Annotated in this window: 14 protein-coding genes; all 14 read left to right on the top strand. The window is 54.5% G+C overall.

Translation table 11 applies throughout. The annotated features are described in order from the left end of the window. Positions 1-189: 189 nt before the first annotated feature. The 14 genes from dinB to JR346_RS06590 all read left to right on the top strand — a co-directional run bounded on the left by dinB (position 190) and on the right by JR346_RS06590 (position 17,671). Positions 190-1,425 (top strand): DNA polymerase IV, encoded by a 1,236-nt coding sequence (gene dinB, locus JR346_RS06655; protein ID WP_205482027.1) that lies wholly within the window; start codon positions 190-192, stop codon positions 1,423-1,425. 80 nt (positions 1,426-1,505) lie between these two features. Further along, entirely contained in the window at positions 1,506-1,895 is a 390-nt protein-coding gene (locus tag JR346_RS06650) for a DUF3040 domain-containing protein (RefSeq protein WP_204876365.1), read from the top strand. 236 nt (positions 1,896-2,131) lie between these two features. Beyond that, on the top strand, positions 2,132-2,560 hold the full coding sequence (gene mraZ / locus JR346_RS06645; RefSeq protein ID WP_205482026.1) for a division/cell wall cluster transcriptional repressor MraZ: 429 nt from the start codon (positions 2,132-2,134) through the stop codon (positions 2,558-2,560). A gap of 57 nt (positions 2,561-2,617) precedes the next feature. Next, positions 2,618-3,592 (top strand): 16S rRNA (cytosine(1402)-N(4))-methyltransferase RsmH, encoded by a 975-nt coding sequence (gene rsmH, locus JR346_RS06640; protein ID WP_205483922.1) that lies wholly within the window; start codon positions 2,618-2,620, stop codon positions 3,590-3,592. Between the two features lie 34 nt (positions 3,593-3,626). After that, positions 3,627-4,328, top strand: a complete 702-nt coding sequence (locus JR346_RS06635; RefSeq protein ID WP_205482025.1) for a hypothetical protein — start codon at positions 3,627-3,629, stop codon at positions 4,326-4,328. 44 nt (positions 4,329-4,372) lie between these two features. Beyond that, complete coding sequence (locus tag JR346_RS06630; RefSeq protein WP_240333898.1) at positions 4,373-6,205, top strand: penicillin-binding protein 2; 1,833 nt, start codon at positions 4,373-4,375, stop codon at positions 6,203-6,205. 75 nt (positions 6,206-6,280) lie between these two features. Further along, the gene (locus JR346_RS06625) at positions 6,281-7,948 is read left to right on the top strand and encodes a UDP-N-acetylmuramoyl-L-alanyl-D-glutamate--2,6-diaminopimelate ligase (protein ID WP_205482024.1); all 1,668 of its coding nucleotides are present in this window, start codon (positions 6,281-6,283) and stop codon (positions 7,946-7,948) included. A 3-nt stretch (positions 7,949-7,951) separates the two neighbouring features. Further along, positions 7,952-9,481 (top strand): UDP-N-acetylmuramoyl-tripeptide--D-alanyl-D-alanine ligase, encoded by a 1,530-nt coding sequence (gene murF, locus JR346_RS06620; RefSeq protein WP_205482023.1) that lies wholly within the window; start codon positions 7,952-7,954, stop codon positions 9,479-9,481. Between the two features lie 53 nt (positions 9,482-9,534). Next, the gene (mraY, locus tag JR346_RS06615) at positions 9,535-10,656 is read left to right on the top strand and encodes a phospho-N-acetylmuramoyl-pentapeptide-transferase (protein ID WP_205482022.1); all 1,122 of its coding nucleotides are present in this window, start codon (positions 9,535-9,537) and stop codon (positions 10,654-10,656) included. Beyond that, on the top strand, positions 10,653-12,197 hold the full coding sequence (gene murD / locus JR346_RS06610) for a UDP-N-acetylmuramoyl-L-alanine--D-glutamate ligase (RefSeq protein ID WP_205482021.1): 1,545 nt from the start codon (positions 10,653-10,655) through the stop codon (positions 12,195-12,197). The genes mraY and murD overlap by 4 nt, the downstream gene beginning before the upstream one ends. A gap of 108 nt (positions 12,198-12,305) precedes the next feature. After that, positions 12,306-14,093, top strand: coding sequence for an FtsW/RodA/SpoVE family cell cycle protein (locus tag JR346_RS06605; RefSeq protein WP_205482020.1), 1,788 nt, complete (start codon positions 12,306-12,308; stop codon positions 14,091-14,093). Positions 14,094-14,183: 90 nt separating this feature from the next. After that, complete coding sequence (murG, locus tag JR346_RS06600; RefSeq protein WP_205482019.1) at positions 14,184-15,281, top strand: undecaprenyldiphospho-muramoylpentapeptide beta-N-acetylglucosaminyltransferase; 1,098 nt, start codon at positions 14,184-14,186, stop codon at positions 15,279-15,281. After that, positions 15,278-16,759 (top strand): UDP-N-acetylmuramate--L-alanine ligase, encoded by a 1,482-nt coding sequence (gene murC, locus JR346_RS06595; RefSeq protein ID WP_240333897.1) that lies wholly within the window; start codon positions 15,278-15,280, stop codon positions 16,757-16,759. Before murG ends, murC begins: the two co-directional genes overlap by 4 nt. 9 nt (positions 16,760-16,768) lie before the next feature. Then, a complete protein-coding gene (locus JR346_RS06590) occupies positions 16,769-17,671 on the top strand; it encodes a cell division protein FtsQ/DivIB (RefSeq protein ID WP_205482018.1) in 903 nt (300 codons plus the stop codon). The last annotated feature ends 129 nt before the right edge of the window (positions 17,672-17,800 follow it).

Below are 17,800 nucleotides of genomic sequence, written 5' to 3'. Positions count from 1 at the left end.
TCCTTGGAAAAGTGTGAAGGTAAAGCCGGTGAGCTTGTCCATAGCCTATGGTACACACCGCGGTATGCCCAACATTCCATCAAAGACTAATCAGGCACCTCGCTTACTCTTTCCTTTTGCTCGCACACCCATTATTATCGAATATATATTCGATAAATGGTGGAAATGAGGTTGGAGGGGGAGGGGGCTATGAGTGAAAAAATCCGCGGGAATGCCCGCCCCGCGCGTGTCATTATGCACCTTGATATGGACGCCTTCTTTGTCAACGTAGAATTACTCGATAAACCCCACCTACGCGGCGAAAAAATTATTGTTGCGCGCAACTCTACGCGCTCGGTGGTGCTCTCAGCCTCATACGAGGCACGAGCGGACGGCGTGGGTTCTGCAATGCCGCTGGCACACGCAAAAAATCTCAGCCCGCAAGCAATCATTGTTGAACCCTCCCGCATCTACCGTGACTACTCGGCGCGTATTATGGCGATTCTGCACGATATCACCGACAGCGTCGAACAGGTTAGCGTGGATGAAGCCTTCGTAGACCTCACCTCAACCATCAACAGACTGGGTGACCCCGTCACTACCGCCCAAAACGTTCGCCAGAGAATAGCTACCGAGTTGAATCTGCCAGCCTCAGCAGGCATCGCCTCCACAAAATTCGTCGCCAAAATGGCATCCACCGGTTCAAAACCCAACGGGCTGTGGGTGGTGCCGCCCGCGCGCGTCCAAGAATTTCTTGACCCGCTGCCTGTGAGTAAACTCTGGGGAGTCGGGGCTAAAACCCAGCAAGCACTCGCAGGCATCGGAGTGTACACCGTAGCTAACCTGCGAGCCCAATCTCGCAACTACTTACAAACTAAGTTTGGTACAGCGGCAGGGGCGCACCTTTATAACATCTCCCGTGGCATAGACCCGCGCCCGGTCATCGCGTATCGTGACGAAAAATCAATGGGCGCAGAACACACCTTCGCCATCGACTGCACTGATGCTCACGAACTTAAACAAGAAATCCTAGCCCTGTCGCTCAAAGTGGCGGCGCGACTGCGCGCCGCCCATCGGCAAACACGCTCGCTCTCCCTAAAAATTCGTCATCAAGACTTTCATACCGTCAGCCGCAGTGTTCCCCTGCCTCAACCCACTGCCGCCGGTCACATTATTTTTGAAGCAATCGTGACTGAGCTTTACCGCCGTGACATTCTGATAGAAGACAGCCCGACGCTAGGAATGAAGGTACGTTTAGTGGGCGTGAGGGCTGAGAAAATCGATAACCGCGACCACGGGATTCAGGGGGCCCTGTTTGATTCGCCGGACGCGCCCGAGCGTGAGCCGGTGGATTGGGCTGCCGCTGAGCATACCATGGACGCCATCCACCAGAAATTTGGGGTTGCGGGGCTTAGCCCTGCGTCCTTACTTAAAAAGAACACATAAAGAACATACTTGCCAGTTATTACGCCGTGAACGGTATGATTATCTACAGTGCGACTGCGCCATACACTAAGGAGGGCTACATGCCGTTATCAGAGCACGAGCAACGGTTGCTTGACCAACTCGAGAAGCAGCTGGGGGCTGACGATCCCACCTTCGCGCAGTCCATGAACAGTGGCTCAGCCGCAACGGGAGTTGCGACCACCCCTTCTTACTCTCCGCGTAACTTAGCCATTGGTGCCTTGGTGGTGCTGGTGGGCTTGGGCGTTGTTATCGCAGGTGTCTCCACCAAGCTAATTATTGTGGGGGTTCTCGGGTTTATCATCGCAGCCGCCGGTCTTTATGGTGCAACCACGCACACTGATGCGCCCACAACTAAAGCTACCCCCGCAAAAACTGCCGGTGCTGCCAAGCAGTCTCGTTTTATGCAGAACCTTGAAGGACGCTGGGACGAACGCCGTAGGGGGCAGTAACCTTTATCTAAAACTTCCAAAAACTTTGACAGGGCACTTCACCGCAGATGGTGGGGTGCTCTTTGCTATGTGATGAGGGGGTGTGAAAAACCTTAAAAAACCCTCAAATGACGAACTCTGGGTGCGGTGGGGGAGCAATGTGGAGTAAAGTGGGTGAGGTTAGATGATGTGAGTAGTGCATCTTCGGTAAGTACATCTATGCTGGTGCTTCTTTTTCAACGCTAGGGGTGAGGCGTATGTTCTTAGGAACCTACCACCCCCGTTTGGATGCTAAAGGACGCCTGGTGTTGCCTGCGAAGTTTCGCGAGAAGTTTGAACAGGGGCTAGTGCTGACGCGCGGTCAAGAGCGCTGTTTGTATGTTTTTACTCTTGAAGAGTTTGAGCGGATTCACAGCCAGCTGCGCCAGTCGTCGGTAGCGTCGAAAAGCAGTCGGGATTATATTCGCGTGTTCCTCTCGGGTGCCTCTGATGAGGTTCCTGATAAGCAGGGGCGCATCACTATTCCGCCTCTTTTGCGTTCTTACGCTTCGCTTACCGGTGAGCTTGCCTTTATTGGGGCGGGCAATAGAGCTGAGATTTGGGATTCTCAGGCATGGGATGACTATCTCGCTGAACAAGAAATAGCGTTTGCTGAAACTGATGCCGAGATTATTCCCGGCATGTAACCTAACAAACCGGCCCCTGTGCGGTCGAAAACATAATTTTGAAAGGGCACCGTGATGATGGAACAGATTCCCGATAGCGGACGCGCCGCCGAAGAGCGCCACGTGCCGGTCATGCTCACGCGCTGCCTAGATTTGTTGGCACCTGCTATCTCGCATCCTGGGGCTGTTGTTGTTGATGGCACGTTGGGTATGGGCGGTCATTCTGAGGCTATGCTGGAGCGCTTTCCGGAACTGACCTTGATTGGCATCGACCGCGATTTGATGGCGCACAAACTTGCTGGCGGTCGTCTTGAGCGTTTTGGTGAGCGTTTCAAACCTGTACACGCTATATATGATCAGATTCCTGATGCTATTGCCGATTTGGGTTTCTCTGGGATTGACGGTGTGCTCCTTGATTTGGGTGTTTCTTCTATGCAGCTGGACGAGCGCGCGCGAGGTTTTGCTTACTCGTATGACGCGCCGCTTGATATGCGTATGGATTCTACTGAGGAACTCACCGCTGAAATTGTGGTAAACGAGTATGACGAGGCAGATTTGCGCCGCGTCATTCGAACCTACGGCGAAGAAAAGTTTGCTGCTCGTATTGCCCGCACCATTATGCAAACCCGTGAAGCGCAGCCCCTGCGTACTACCGGTGAGCTGGTCAAAGCCATTCAAAAAGCTGTGCCCGTGGCGGCTCAGCGTAAAGGCGGGCACCCCGCTAAACGTACTTTTCAGGCGTTGCGTATTGAAGTCAATCATGAGTTGGACGCCCTTGAACGGGCGATTCCTCGCGCAATTGATTCGCTAAACCTGGGTGGTCGTATTGTAGCAATGAGTTACCACAGCCTTGAAGACAAAATAGTGAAACGAGCTTACACCGAAAAAGCCACGTCAAGCGCACCTAAGGGGTTCCCCGTAGAGCTTGAGGAGCACAAGCCTGTTCTCAAAATTATTACTCGGGGAGCGGAGCCTCCTACAGAAGAAGAAATTGAAGAGAACTCTCGTGCCGCCAGCGCTAAGCTGCGTGCTGCCGAGAAAATCAAACTCTAAAGGCTTGAAAGAAAAGAGAGAGACCCTAAACATCATGAGTGCGGAACCCCGTCACACCAATCAACCGAAGCCTACTTCACGGCCGCGGTTGAAAGCTGTGCCTGGGGAACGTCCTGTATCCGCCCGATCGAGGCATAGGGGTTCTTCTGCTCAGAAGATTCCAGCAGGACGCACCGGTGCCAAGAACCGGGTTCGGCGTCCGCTCTCGACCGGCTCGGCGGCTCGCCCCGCCAGCAAGCGTCGCTACGTAATTTTCGTGCTGGTTAGTATTTTGATTGCTCTGAGCGGTATTTTGCTCCTGAACGTTCAAATTACTGAGCGCCAGTATCAACTCGTGCAACTGCGTAGCCAAGAAACCGCCCTGCTTCAAGAAAACGAGCGCTTGGCACAGGAAATCGAGTTCAACCAGGCTCCACAGAACTTGGCGGTGCGCGCAGTGCAGCTGGGAATGGTAGCTGCTACCCAGCAGGCAACCCTGAACGTACAAACCGGTGAGGTAAGTGGGGTGCCCTACGCCGTCACACCGGTAGAAACTGACAGTGACGTTCCCACCTACACCAAGAATATGATTGACCCGCCCGCGCTCTACGACACCGATGCCTACCAAAAGGCATCAGAGCGAGCTAAAGAACAGCAGCGTCGCGAAGCTGAGGCGAAGAAAGAACGCGAGAAAAAGGCGGCGGCTAAAGAGTCGGCGCGCGCTACACCCACTCCTACCGCAAGTGCAGGTGAATAACTATTAATCCGAAGAAGGAACCTCGTATAGGCAGTTCCCATCGCTTGCCTAAGATCGACCCTGTAGCCTCCCACCAGCTGGGGCGGCGGGGATTTTTGGTGAGCGCAGCAACCGTGGGCAGTATGGCTCTTTTGGGCACCAGATTGGTCTATTTGCAGGGTCTTGACCCCACCGGGCGCGCAGCATCGTCCTTAGCTGAGCGACAGCGTACGGTAACTATTCCCGCTTTGCGCGGTGAGATTTTGGATGTGAACGGGCATGTGCTGGCGCGCACTGTTCAGCGGTATAATATTACGGTTGATCAGACTGCCGTGCAGGATTTCGAACGGTCAGTGACATTAGCTGATGGATCACCGGGTAAAGAGACCGTGACCGCGGTGCAAGCCCTCTACGATTTAGCGGACATCCTTGAGATGAGCGATTCTGATGTTAAAGACGCCCTCGACGGAAACAGCCACTATTACATCGTCAAAGATAACGTAACGCCAGATGTGTACAACCGCATTAGTCGCTTGAATATTCCTTTTATCTACGGTGAGGTTATTTCTGACCGTCTATACCCGGATGGTTCGGTGGGCGGTTCTGTAGTGGGTCGTTACAGCATGATTGAAGAACCCGTCGAGGGCAGCGATGAGACCCAGATGGTTAACTATTCTGTGGGCATTGAGCGAGTCTTTGAAGAGCAGCTGCGTGGCAGTGATGGTTCGCGTACCTACGAGATTGGTGCTGATGGCATCCGTATTCCGGTGGGTGAGGAACGCGTTCAGCAATCTGTCAACGGTCAGAGTGTACGGTTGACTATCAACCAGGATATTCAGTATTTCGCGCAGCAGGTGATCAAGGCACGTGTTGAGGCTTTGGATGCCGAGTGGGGCAGTGCTGTAGTCATGAATGTGCGCGACGGTTCTCTGATTGCTCTGGCTGATTCGTCGATGATGGATCCGGGCGCTGAGATTCATGATCAGGCTGATATGATTCCGCGTGCTATCTCGCAGGCGGTGGAACCGGGTTCTACAGAGAAACTTTTGACATCGGCTGCTGTGATTGAGCAGGGGATCGCTGATCCACTGACTATCTTCAACGTGCCAGCGGAACTTGAGATCGACGGTCAGATCATTACGGACGCGTTTGTACACGGACCCGAAAAACGAACCTTTAACGGTATCATCGCTGATTCAATGAACACGGGAACGGTGCTGGCTGGTCGCCAGCTCACCCCTGAACAGCGTCATGACTGGCTGAAGAAATTTGGCATGGGGGAGTACACCGGCGTTGAGCTGACCGGTGAAAGCCAGGGCCTGGTTGCTGACTGGCAGGAATGGGACATCCGTCAGCAGTACACGGTGCTCTTCGGTCAGGGTGTAGCGCAGACTCCTTTGCAGACCTGCATGATTTTTCAGGCACTGGGTAATCAGGGCGTTCGCCTCAAGCCCCGTATTGTGGACGCGATTATTAACCCCGATGGCACTGAGACTGTCCCTGAGGTGGAGGAGGGCTTGCGGGTTGTTTCGCCCGAAACTGCCGCTGAGTGTCTGACGCTGATGGAGAATGTTGTTGAACATTCGGTAACCGGTGATGCTAAGGTCGCTGGGTATCGTGTGGGTGGCAAAACCGGTACAGCGGAGGCGCCCGCCAAAGATAAACCCGGGTATGACGGCTACACCACCTCCTTCATTGGTCTAGCACCGATTGAAGATCCGCAGTACCTGGTGGGCATCACCCTGCAAAGACCACAGGGAGCGGTGACCTCCATCGGCGCCTCTGCCCAGTTCTCACAGTTGATGGAGAAAGTATTGCATACCTACAATGTGCCGCACTCCACTACAGAACCGAACCTTCTTCCCAAGTTCGAAGAAGATCAAGAAAAAGATGCGTAGGCACTAGAATGTAGACGTTGTCTCCACCGTCAGTACAGGTGGAAACCGTAAGGTCAAAAGAAGCAGGAGCACATCGTGAACGCAACAGGTTTTGAGGGTTCAGCGCAGACGCTGCGCCCTTCAACAAGTACCGGCAGTTCGCTTGAAGGCGTTCAGCAGTGGATCCAAGAGGCGGGCTACACAGCTTCCATCTTGCGTCCGACTAACGTCCCAGTCACCGGTATCACCATGGATTCACGCGAAGTACAACCGGGAGACCTCTATGTGGCACTACCTGGTGCCCGTGCCCACGGCGCCCAGTTTCTGGACGCGGTGGTGGCAGCTGGAGCCTCCGCTATCTTGACCGATACCGCAGGTGTTGATATTGCCGGTGCAGCAACTGAGTTACCCGGTCTCGTGCAGTGTGAAGATTTACGCGCAGTTGTTGGTCCGCTAGCTGCTGAGATTTACCGTTCCCAACCCTCAGATGGCTCTGCGCCCACCCTTTTTGCGGTGACTGGCACCAACGGCAAAACTACCAGTACCTACATGATCAACGCGATCATGCAGTCTCTGGGCAACGCTACCGGTCTCATCGGTACCATCGAAATCCTCGCCGGTGGCGTTTCCATCCCGTCAAAACTCACCACCCCTGAATCACCGCATGTACACTCTTTACTCTCTTTGATGCGCGAGAACGGTATTGGGTCAGCGGCAATGGAAGTCTCATCTCACGCGCTGGACTACCGCCGTGTTGACGGGGTTCGTTACGATGTTGCAGGGTTCACCAACCTGACCCAAGACCATCTTGATTTGCACGGCACCATGGATAACTACTTTGAGTCCAAGGCTGCTCTCTTTACCCCCGAGCGTGCCCGTCGTGCTGTTATTCTCGTGGATGATGAGTGGGGCGAAGCTATGGCTGCCCACGCTGATCAGGCAATGGGCGTATCCAACGTAGTGCGCCTTCGCAGTGGTTTCGGCGCGGGCGTTACCCCGCGACCCGACCTCAAGCCCCAAGACTGGGCTGTGACCGGCATCCAGCGCTCCGGAATTGGTCACGAATTTACCCTGGTACGCGGCGATGGATTTGAATTGCGCACCTCCACCCAGCTACCGGCAGATTTCAACGTGTCAAATGCTGCCTTAGCTGCCGTCATGGTCGCCGAAGGCACAGAGGATGCCGACGCGCTCGCTCAGGTGCTTGCCCAGCCAGAGACCCTCACCCCCGTGGTTCCCGGACGTATGCAGCTCATCGCCCACCAGCCCACAGCTCTGGTGGATTTTGCCCACAATCCTGACGCCCTCAAACGAGCTCTTGAGGCGGTTGAACCGGCAGAGAATGCCGGACGTATCATTGTCGTCTTCGGCGCTACCGGCGAGCGCGATCAGACCAAACGTCCTATCATGGGTGCCATCGCTGCTCAGTACGCCGATATTGTAATCGTGACTGATGACGACCCCCACGGGGAGGACCCCGAACCCATTCGCGTCGCCGTCGAAACCGGTGCGCGCGAAGCTGTCGAGAGTGGTGCTCGCGCAGCGGATGTTCTCAACATCGCCCCGCGTACTGCCGCTATTGAATACGCTGCGAAAATTGCCGGTGAGAACGACTCTATTGTGGTTGCCGGACGAGGCCATGAAACAGCTCAGGATGTGGCGGGCGTTGATCTTGACCTTGATGATCGGGTAGAAGTCGCCCGCGCCTTGACTGCTTACGGCTACGATGTTTTGCCCGCTTACCGCTTGGCTGAAGGAGCCTAACCCATGATTGAACTTTCATCCCGGCAGGTAGCTGAAGCCGTCAACGGAACCCTTGTGGGGTGCAGCGATGATGAAGCGCAGAAGATTACCGTCACTAGCGCCACCACTGATTCCCGTGAGGTTGTTGCCGGTACCCTTTTTCTTGCTAAACCAGGTGAGATAATGGACGGCCATCGCTTTGTTCCGCAGGCTTTTGTGGCGGGTGCCTCGTTGGCGCTGGTTGAACGCGTGGTGACCCAAGGATCGGGGGAACCTTACCCCGCTGTAGTGGTTGATGATGTTGTGCTGGCGATGGGGCGTCTTGCCTCTTACTGCATCGAGAAGATGCGTGCCGCCGGTGAACTCACGGTCATTGGTATTACGGGTTCTGCTGGTAAAACCACTACTAAAGATTTACTTGCCGGTATTTTTGCTACTGCCGGTGAAACTGTTGCACCCGTGGGCTCTTTCAACGGTGAGGTAGGTGTTCCTCTGACGGTGTTCCGTGCAGATGAAAGTACCCGCTACCTGGTTATTGAAATGGGCGCCGACGGAGTGGGGCATATTGAGTACTTGGCGTCGATGGTGAAGCCTGATTACGGAGTCATTCTAAAAGTGGGTACTGCTCACGCCGGTGAATTCGGCGGAATCGACAACATCGAAAAAACTAAGGGCGAACTTGCCGAAGGTATCTTGCAGGGTCTAGCTCTCAACGATGATGACGAGCGCGTCCGTCGTATGCTGCCGCGGGCGGTAGCACCCACCTTCTTCTTTGGTGTGGGTGAAAAGAACGCTGATGCTCCCAACGCACCGCGTGTGTACGCGACTCAGCTGGTGACCGCAGCCAGTGGCTGCCCCGAATTCATGCTGCATTTTCCCAGTGGTGAGAAGTTCGAGATTGCGTCCAAACTTATTGGTGAGCACCACGTTCATAACCTCTTGGCAGCGGCTACCGTTGCCTACCAAATTGGTATTCAACCGCAGGTGATTGTCAAGCAGCTCAACACCCAGGGCGCAGTCTCTCGCTGGCGAATGGAACGCACCGACCGCGCTGACGGTGTGAGCGTCATCAATGACGCTTACAACGCCAACCCCGAGTCAATGGCAGCTGCCCTCCGCGCCTTGGCACAGCTTGGACGGGGTGAGCAGCCCCGACGCACCTGGGCTGTACTTGGTGCCATGCTGGAGCTGGGCGAAGTCTCGGTTGAAGAACATGACCGCCTCGGCAGGCTCGTGGTGCGCATGAATATTTCTAAGCTCATTGCTATTGGCGATGAAGCTAAGCCCATCTACAATGCCGCCCACCTAGAAGGCTCGTGGGGCAATGAAGCAACCTGGGTTGCCACCGCTGACGAAGCCCACGAAATTTTGCGCGCAGAGCTAGAACCGGGCGATATCGTCCTGTTCAAATCCTCTAACGGTGCGGGGCTGAGAATTTTGGGGGACGCTGTCGCCCAAGATACCCACGTAGCGGGTAGTAATGAGACACGTACCGCATATTGGTTGAGCGCTGGCGACTTTGTTGACGCTGTAGACTCAGACACTGACGAATAAACACACCCCACACATTCACACAGGAATTTTGCGGGAAGGCACAGAAAATTCAAATGATTCCCATCTTATTTGCAGCCGCCTTTGGTTTGCTGATTACGATTTTTGGTACCCCGGTATTCACCAAATACCTCGTGGGTAAGCAGTTCGGTCAGTTCATCCGTGAAGACGGCCCTACCTCGCACCAGACGAAGCGTGGCACACCCACCATGGGTGGTGCCGTCATCATGGCGGGTGCGACCGGAGGTTTCTTTCTGTCGCTGATAGCCACCGCCCTGATTTTTGGGGTGAGCGTTATGCCTTCTGCCTCGGTGCTACTGCTGCTCTTTTTGATGTTGGGTATGGCGGGGGTCGGCTTCATTGATGACTACCGCAAGATCGCTAAAAAGCAGTCTGAGGGTCTCAAACCGTGGGAAAAGATTGTGTTGCAGGGCGCTGTGGGTACCATTTTCGGTGCTTTGGCTCTTCAGTTTCCCAATGAAAGAGGCTGGACGCCGGCATCTACCGCTATTTCTTTCACCCGCGATACTGCCCTCGATTTGGCAGCTGCCGGTCCGGTGGTGGGTGTGGTTCTCTTTGTGCTGTTGGCTAACCTGATTTCTACGGCGACCACTAACGCTGTGAACCTTACCGATGGGTTGGACGGGCTAGCAAGCGGTATCGCCATCATGGTCTTTAGTGGTTACATGCTTATTTCCATGTGGCAGAACAACCACCTGTGTGACCTTAACGCCATGGTGGATGTTTGCTATGAGGTGCGCGACCCCTTGCAACTTGGCATGATGGCGGCATCTCTGGTGGGTTCACTGATTGGTTTCTTGTGGTGGAACACCTCACCGGCATCCATCTTCATGGGTGATACCGGTTCACTCGGTATTGGCGGTGCTCTTGCTGCTTTCGCGATGCTCTCACGCACCGAACTGCTGCTGGTTATTCTTGCCGGTCTTTTTGTCTCCATTACCGTTTCCGTGATTATTCAGGTGGGGTACTTCAAACTGAGCGGCGGTAAGCGCGTATTTTTGATGGCACCGTTGCAGCACCACTTTGAGCTCAAGGGCTGGCCTGAAGTCAAGGTTGTTGTACGTTTTTGGATTGTTGCCGGCTTGCTGGTGCTGATTGCCCTCGGCATTTTCTACGGTGACTGGCTGATGAGCAACGGAGGAGTACTCAACGCATGAAAGCTACCAACGAAAACCCCATTCTTGAGTCAGAGCGTTTAGCATCGCTGGCATCGTGGGACGCCAACTGGGCAGGTCTCAAAGTTGTTGTTGCCGGCTTGGGTGTCTCGGGCTTCTCAGCTGCTGATACCCTCATTGAGCTGGGCGCGCGCGTCCTGGTGGTAGATGGCAAAGACGATGCTGGAAACCGCGACAAAGAGCAAACTCTGCGCATCATTGGCGCTGCGGACGTTCTGCTAGGCGAGGGCGCAATGGACGCCCTACCCACTGTGGACGGCGAAAAAGCTGACCTCGTGATTACCTCACCCGGGCTTCGTCCTACCCTCGGTGTTCTGGCGGATGCAGCAGCTCAGGGCGTTCAGATCTGGGGAGATGTTGAACTTGCCTGGCGTCTGCGTGAACGCGCCGGACGCACCACCGCACCCTGGCTGTGTATTACCGGCACCAATGGTAAAACCACCACCGTGGGCATGCTTGAGTCAATTCTGCAGACTGCAGGTCACAAAGCCATCGCCGTAGGTAATGTTGGCACCCCCATTCTTGATGCCCTGCGTGATCCTGTTGACTACGACTTCTTCGCGGTGGAACTCTCAAGTTTTCAGTTGCACTGGACCCACTCCATGTCACCGCTAGCATCTGTGGTACTCAACGTTGCCGAAGACCACGTGGACTGGCACGAAGGCTACGATAACTACTTAGCTGATAAAGCCCGTATTTACGAAAACACCCAGGTTGCTTGCGTCTTTAACGCAGATGCACCCGAAACCATCACCATGGTCGAAGAAGCAGACGTTATCGAGGGCGCTCGCGCTATTGGTTTTTGGGCAAACACCCCCAGCGTCTCTATGCTCGGCGTTATTGACGGTTTACTGGTGGATCGTGCTTTCCTCGATGACCGTAAAACCCAGGCACTTGAAATCGGTGCGGTAGAAGATACCGGGCAGCTGCCCACCCGCCACACCGTTGAAAATGCCCTGGCTGCATCTGCCCTCGCACGAGCAGCCGGTGTTAGCCCCGATCAGATCCGCGAAGGCCTGCGCGCTTTTGAACCCGGCGACCACCGCATCCAACTGGTGGCAAATACTCACGGTGTTCTGTGGGTTAACGACTCCAAAGCAACTAACCCGCATGCCGCGAACGCTTCTCTGGCTTCCTTCAAACCGGTGATTTGGATTGCTGGTGGTCTTTCAAAGGGGGTCGAATACGACCAGCTGGTCAAAGACCACGCACAACGTTTGAAAGCTGTTATTGCGATTGGAACAGACCACGATGGTCTGTTAGCTGCCTTGAAAACGCACGCTCCCGAGGTGCCGGTTTACAACATAACCCAGTCAGCTCGTGAGACGGGAATCGACATCACCGATGGTAGCTGGGCTATGCAACAAGCCATTGCCAAAGCCCACGAGCTTTCGGAACAAGATGACACGGTACTGATGGCACCGGCAGCGGCATCTATGGATCAGTTTGTATCCTACGCTGATCGCGGCAATGCTTTTATTGACGCAGTAGCTAACCTGGTCGAAGAAATCAACGGCCAGTAACGGTATGCCGGGAGTCTTTATCTGAAGGCTCCCGGCTATCTTATTTTTGACAGTACGCCTGAAACCGAGAGATTTTAGGCGGGTAGCTGAAGGTAGAAGAGAGCACATATGAGCGCACCTGTGACAGAACGCGAGCAGCGATCCTTAGCATCGTTGCCTCGATCCGGCATGCCCAAAATATTTGAGGGCGCGTTGAACGTATATAACGGTGCCTACCGTCGCCTCTCAACTATGAGCGTTCGAGATGTGCCTCTCGTTATCACCCTGGTTGCCCTGATTCTTACCGGATTCGGGTGCATGATGGTTCTTTCTGCGTCCTTCGTAGGCAGTATTTCACGCAATGCGGATGCTTATAGTCAGGCAATTAGTCAGGCACGTTCAGCAGCGGTGGGATTGGTGGTCTTTGGTATTGCCGCTTTCACGCCTATTCGTGCTTATCGAAACCGTTTTGTGCCCCACCTACTGCTGTTGATTGCGCTTGCCATGCAGGTCGCCGTGGTTGTTTTTGGCGTTGATATCAACGGCAACCGTAACTGGATTCAAATAGGCGGTCAGAGTCTTCAGCCATCAGAAACCAGTAAGATTCTCATTATTTTGTGGCTGGCGTATATTTTGAATATGCGCGGTAACATATCCCGCAGTATCCACAAGGCTCTCGTTCCCTCTGTACTGGGGTGGGGTGCCTTGGTGGGGCTGATTCTGATGGGTCGCGATATGGGTACCGTGGTGGTGTATGCCGCCATCTATTTTGGAATGCTGTGGTTCGCAGGAGCACCGGGCAAACTCATGCTCGGCACCATTGGTGCGGGCTTGCTAGCAGCTATAGTGCTGGTCATCCAAAGCCCCAACCGCCTGGATCGTTTCTTCGCAGTCTTCGGGAACTGCACTGGTGCGGTATGCGATCAAACCAATGCCGGTCTAGCTGCTCTTGCCACCGGCGGAATCTGGGGTGTAGGGCTTGGCCAATCGCGTCAAAAATACAACTACCTCCCTGAGCCACATAACGACTATATTTTCGCCATCATCGGTGAAGAACTGGGTCTCGTAGGTACCCTCTCAACCCTGATTCTTTACCTCGTGCTCTTTTACGGTGCAATACGTATTCTGCTGCGTTCTTATGACCGTTTCATTCGCCTTGCTACCGGCGGCATTATCCTGTGGTTCGCTTCGCAGATGCTCATCAACATTGCGATGGTTACGGGTGTTGGTCCAGTGGTGGGCATCCCCCTTCCCTTCGTTTCCTTCGGTGGTACCTCTCTCATGGCGTCCTTTGCCGCTGCTGGCTGCCTGGTGGCTTTTGCCCGGCAGACCCCTCTTGCCCCGTTGGCAGGGGAGCGCCGGTTCGCGGACGCCAACAGCTTACGGGATCCTCGCGAACGCAAGGACGCGCTGCGCAGACAGAAGCTGCTACCTGTCATCGTGGCAGAGCAAGAACACATTGCAACTGCTAAACCTTTCGACTGGAACAAAACCATGTCAGCGCTAGGGCTTGCCCCTGCACCGGTTGCCAGCGGCCGCTCACGCTCTCACACGCGTCCTTCTTCAACGCAACGCCCCCGTAACAGCGAACCCCTGCCCAAAAAGCGCTCTGGTGCTCGCCCCTCAGGCAGTATTCAGCGTCAAGCTGCAGCACGTACCCAGCATGCCGAGAATGAGACTCCTAAACCCAGCGCTAAACGTCAGACAACCTCAGCTACCCGTCACCCGTCAGCAGCTGCTAATGCCTCACGTCAGCAGGCACCGGGCGCGGAACATTCAAAGACTTCACAGAAAGCTAGAAAAGTCTCAGCCGCCCCTAGGCAGAAACAGCCTCAGCGCTCATCGGCTCAGGAACAGCGCATTCCCGCAGGGCTTACTCCCATTCGACGAGCCAAGAAACTCCCACCCAAAAACTAAGCACGGTGATGAGTGAGGGGTTAGAGAAAGTCACCAAAACCCCGTAAACTTGACTCTCGACTGAGACTCAATGATTTGGAGCGTAAAAACATGAGCAAAGCACCCTCAGTAGTTCTAGCTGGCGGTGGAACAGCAGGGCACATTAGTCCCATGCTTGCCATCGCAGCGGCACTTACCGCAGAGGTACCCGAGGCTAAACTGCACATGGTGGGTACGCCTGAGAGCATGGAAGCTCGCTTGGTTCCTGAAGCGGGCTACGAGATCTCTTTCATCCCCAAAGTGCCCTTCCCTCGCCGTCCAAATCTTGATGCTCTGAAATTTCCCCTTCTTTTTCGTACTGCCATCAAAGAAGCAGCTCGCATACTGGATAACGCCGCTGCAGATGTTGTAGTGGGCGTGGGCGGCTATGTCTGCACCCCCCTATACCTGGCAGCCCAGAAAAAAGGCATTCCCGTCGTCATTCACGAGGGCAATGCTAAGCCCGGTCTTGCCAATAAGGTGGGCGCTAAAAAAGCTGCGATGGTTGGCACCGCTTTTGACAATACTCCGATCGCTGGGGCTCGCTATGTTGGCATGCCCATGCGCGAAGAAATCGCTACCCTTGACCGGGCAGCTACGCGCGCATCTGCCCGCCAGGAGCTGGGGCTTGACGCTGATTTGCCAACCCTCATTGTTACCGGAGGTTCGCTGGGGGCACTGAGCTTAAACAAGACCCTGAAGATAGTTGTGCCCAACCTTGAAGAGTGGGGTTTCCAGGTACTACACATTACCGGACGCGGCAAGACTGTACTCGGTGAAGACGGTCAGCCCCTAACTGTTCCCCATTACCATCAGGTGGAGTTCATCAACGGTATGCAGAAGGTCTATGCAGCTGCAGATCTGTTGGTAGTGCGTGCAGGCGCAGCAACAGTGTGCGAGGTTGCCGCCGTCGGTATTCCCGCTATTTTCGTCCCCCTGCCCATCGGCAACGGTGAACAAGAACTTAACGCACGAGCCCTCGTTGATTCAGGAGCTGCCGTTCTTGTGAAAGACTCTGAATTTACTCCTGAGTGGTTCTCAGCAACCGTACCCACCCTTATCAAGAGCTCTGATGCTCTCGCCGAGATGGGTAGCAAATCGTACACTCACGGTATCCGCAACGCAGCGCAGATGATGGCGCACGAAATTTTGAAAGCAGCACAAGCATGAGCACCTCTATCATGAACCTTGACCTCGATATGCCCGAGGTTCTTAATCCGCCCTTTGCACAGCGCCCCCGCCTTCAAGAGCTTGGACGCGTCCATTTTGCCGGTATTGGTGGCGCTGGTATGTCAGCAATCGCCCGACTCATGCTTGAAGCTGGAGTCACGGTCTCAGGCTCAGATCAGCGCGAGAGCGCTGCGTTGGATGCCCTCCGCGATATGGGTGCTACCGTCAACGTGCCCCAGCAGGCGCAAAACGTTGCCGACATTGACACCCTGGTGGTCTCCACCGCTATCAAGACAGATAACCCCGAACTCATTGCAGCCCGTGAAGCGGGTGTGCGCGTCTTGCACCGTTCGGAAGCCCTGGCAGCAACCATGGGGCACATGCGAGCTATTGCGGTAGCAGGCACCCACGGCAAAACCACCACCTCCTCGATGGTTTCGATCATGATGGACGCGCTGGGAGCTCAGCCCTCCTTTGCCGTAGGTTCTGAGATCGCAGGCTACAACACGAATGCTCGACTGGGAAGTGGTAACCCCGATTCCTGGTTCGTTGCTGAAGCTGATGAATCTGATGGTTCATTTGTGCGCTACCGCCCCCATGTGGCGGTTGTGACTAACGTTGAACCTGATCACCTTGACTTCTACGGTAGCGCCGAGAAGGTTTTTGAGGCTTTCAACCGTTTTCTTGCCTCGATGGCTGACGACGGTGTGTTGGTAACCTGCGTGGATGACGCTGGTGCCGCTGACTTAGCTAATCGGGCACGAGAAGCCGGAATCGATGTTGTAACTTACGGTGAATCAGAAACCGCAGATGTTCAGCTTCTTTCCACCACTAGCGAGGGCATTGTCTGCGCCTCGAACATCCGTTGGGATTTCAAGTTGGGCAAGCAGCACTATTCTGGCGCAACCACCCTTACCCTGAACATCCCGGGTGTGCACAACCAGCTGAACGCTACAGCATCCTTCATTTGCGGGCTGATTGCCGGCTACCAGCCTCAGGCTATTGTCGAAGCATTGAGCACTTTTACCGGTACTGACCGCCGCTTTACCCTCCGCGGTGTGGCTGCTGGCGTGAGTGTTTTTGACGACTACGCTCATCACCCCACTGAGGTGCAGCGTGCGCTTGAAACCGGTCGCACCGTGGCAACCGGACACAACCTTTACGTGATGTTCCAGCCCCACCTTTTCTCTCGCACCCAAAAGTTCGCGGGAGAGTTCGCGCAGGCTCTAGCTCTTGCCGATCGCGCCTACGTTCTTGACATCTATCCCGCTCGCGAGCTACCCATTGAGGGCGTGAGCTCTCATTTGATTACTGATGCAGGCTACTCAGAGGTTAAATATGCCGCCAGCGTTGACGAGGCAGTTGAGCTTATTGTCTCTCAGGCGAATCCTGGCGATATTGTGATGACTGTTGGTGCCGGTGATATTACCGCCTATGGTGCAGAGCTTGTTAAAGCTCTTACCGAGCGTGAAGGTTAATCGGTCGTCGTGACGCCATCTCGAAAACCTCAGATACGAGCCAACTCCACTAAGGTGCGAATGCTCGAACCCACCGATCAGCTGGTGGGGCTCGAAGAGAAGAACGTTGGCATCTTTACCCAGTGGCGTAGCTCCCGTAAGGGTAGTGCCTCTGAGCAGGAAAAATCAGAAAAGCAGCCTGCTGTGCAGTCGGTGCGTAAAAGCGAAAAAACTAAGAAACCTTCTTCCTCAGCTCTGCGACGTTGGCTGACTGGTTTGGGCGCACTGGTTGTTGCTGCTGCCGTGTTCATCGGTGTTGTCTTTTATTCACCGTGGTTAGCCGTTCGCACCGTTACCGTTGAGGGCGCCCACCTACTCTCTGAAGACTATGTGCAGAGCCAATTAGAGCAGTTGCACGGGGTTCCCTTAAGCAGAGTGGATGATCAGCGTGTCATGGAACTGCTGGGTGAGAGCTCGGTGCTGAACGGTGTAGTGACCGAAAGCAGACCTCCCCATGAACTGGTGGTTCGGTTGCAGGAGAGAGTTCCTGTGGCAGTGGTAGAAGATCGCCAAAATTTCTACTTAGTGGATGCTCAGGGCGTGCAGCTAGGCACTGTTGAGTCGGTGGAGGATGCCGGGGTTCCTCTGATCGGTGGGGGACTGAAAGCTACTGAAGAGGATTCTTTCAGGGTTTTGACCAAGGTGCTTTCATCTCTTCCGCAGAGTTTGATGAGTGAGATCTCTAAGACCACGGCAGATTCAGCATCGACCATTACCCTTCATATGAAAGACGGTACTGAAGTGGTGTGGGGAACAGCTAGTGATAGTGAAGTTAAAGCTAAGGTTTTATCTTCGCTGATTGATTCGATGGGAGCGGACGGTGCCGTTCAGGTATACGATGTATCGAGCCCTTTGCACCCCACGGTTAAATAGTTAAACCTATACTTGAGGTTCTGTGCAATTTGAAGTTTTGAGTCAAAAAGTACAGGTTTATGAGAAACATGAGCGACAGGGTTGTTTGGTATTGGTAACCTTGTGGTGAGTATGTAAGTAATTCAGCTG

The sequence above is a fragment of the Rothia sp. ZJ932 genome (assembly GCF_016924835.1).
Classification (GTDB): Bacteria; Actinomycetota; Actinomycetes; order Actinomycetales; family Micrococcaceae; genus Rothia.
The sequence above is the reverse complement of the archived record's forward strand: the minus strand, read 5'-3'. Positions and strand labels throughout refer to the sequence as shown.

Bases quoted from the DNA above. Each gene is read 5' to 3' on its own strand.
- mraY (WP_205482022.1), top strand. From the start codon at position 9,535: ATGATTCCCATCTTATTTGCAGCCGCCTTTGGTTTGCTGATTACGATT.
- rsmH (WP_205483922.1), top strand. From the start codon at position 2,618: ATGGAACAGATTCCCGATAGCGGACGCGCCGCCGAAGAGCGCCACGTG.
- mraZ (WP_205482026.1), top strand. From the start codon at position 2,132: ATGTTCTTAGGAACCTACCACCCCCGTTTGGATGCTAAAGGACGCCTG.
- JR346_RS06605 (WP_205482020.1), top strand. From the start codon at position 12,306: ATGAGCGCACCTGTGACAGAACGCGAGCAGCGATCCTTAGCATCGTTG.
- JR346_RS06635 (WP_205482025.1), top strand. From the start codon at position 3,627: ATGAGTGCGGAACCCCGTCACACCAATCAACCGAAGCCTACTTCACGG.
- murC (WP_240333897.1), top strand. From the start codon at position 15,278: ATGAGCACCTCTATCATGAACCTTGACCTCGATATGCCCGAGGTTCTT.
- dinB (WP_205482027.1), top strand. From the start codon at position 190: ATGAGTGAAAAAATCCGCGGGAATGCCCGCCCCGCGCGTGTCATTATG.
- murD (WP_205482021.1), top strand. From the start codon at position 10,653: ATGAAAGCTACCAACGAAAACCCCATTCTTGAGTCAGAGCGTTTAGCA.
- murG (WP_205482019.1), top strand. From the start codon at position 14,184: ATGAGCAAAGCACCCTCAGTAGTTCTAGCTGGCGGTGGAACAGCAGGG.
- JR346_RS06650 (WP_204876365.1), top strand. From the start codon at position 1,506: ATGCCGTTATCAGAGCACGAGCAACGGTTGCTTGACCAACTCGAGAAG.
- murF (WP_205482023.1), top strand. From the start codon at position 7,952: ATGATTGAACTTTCATCCCGGCAGGTAGCTGAAGCCGTCAACGGAACC.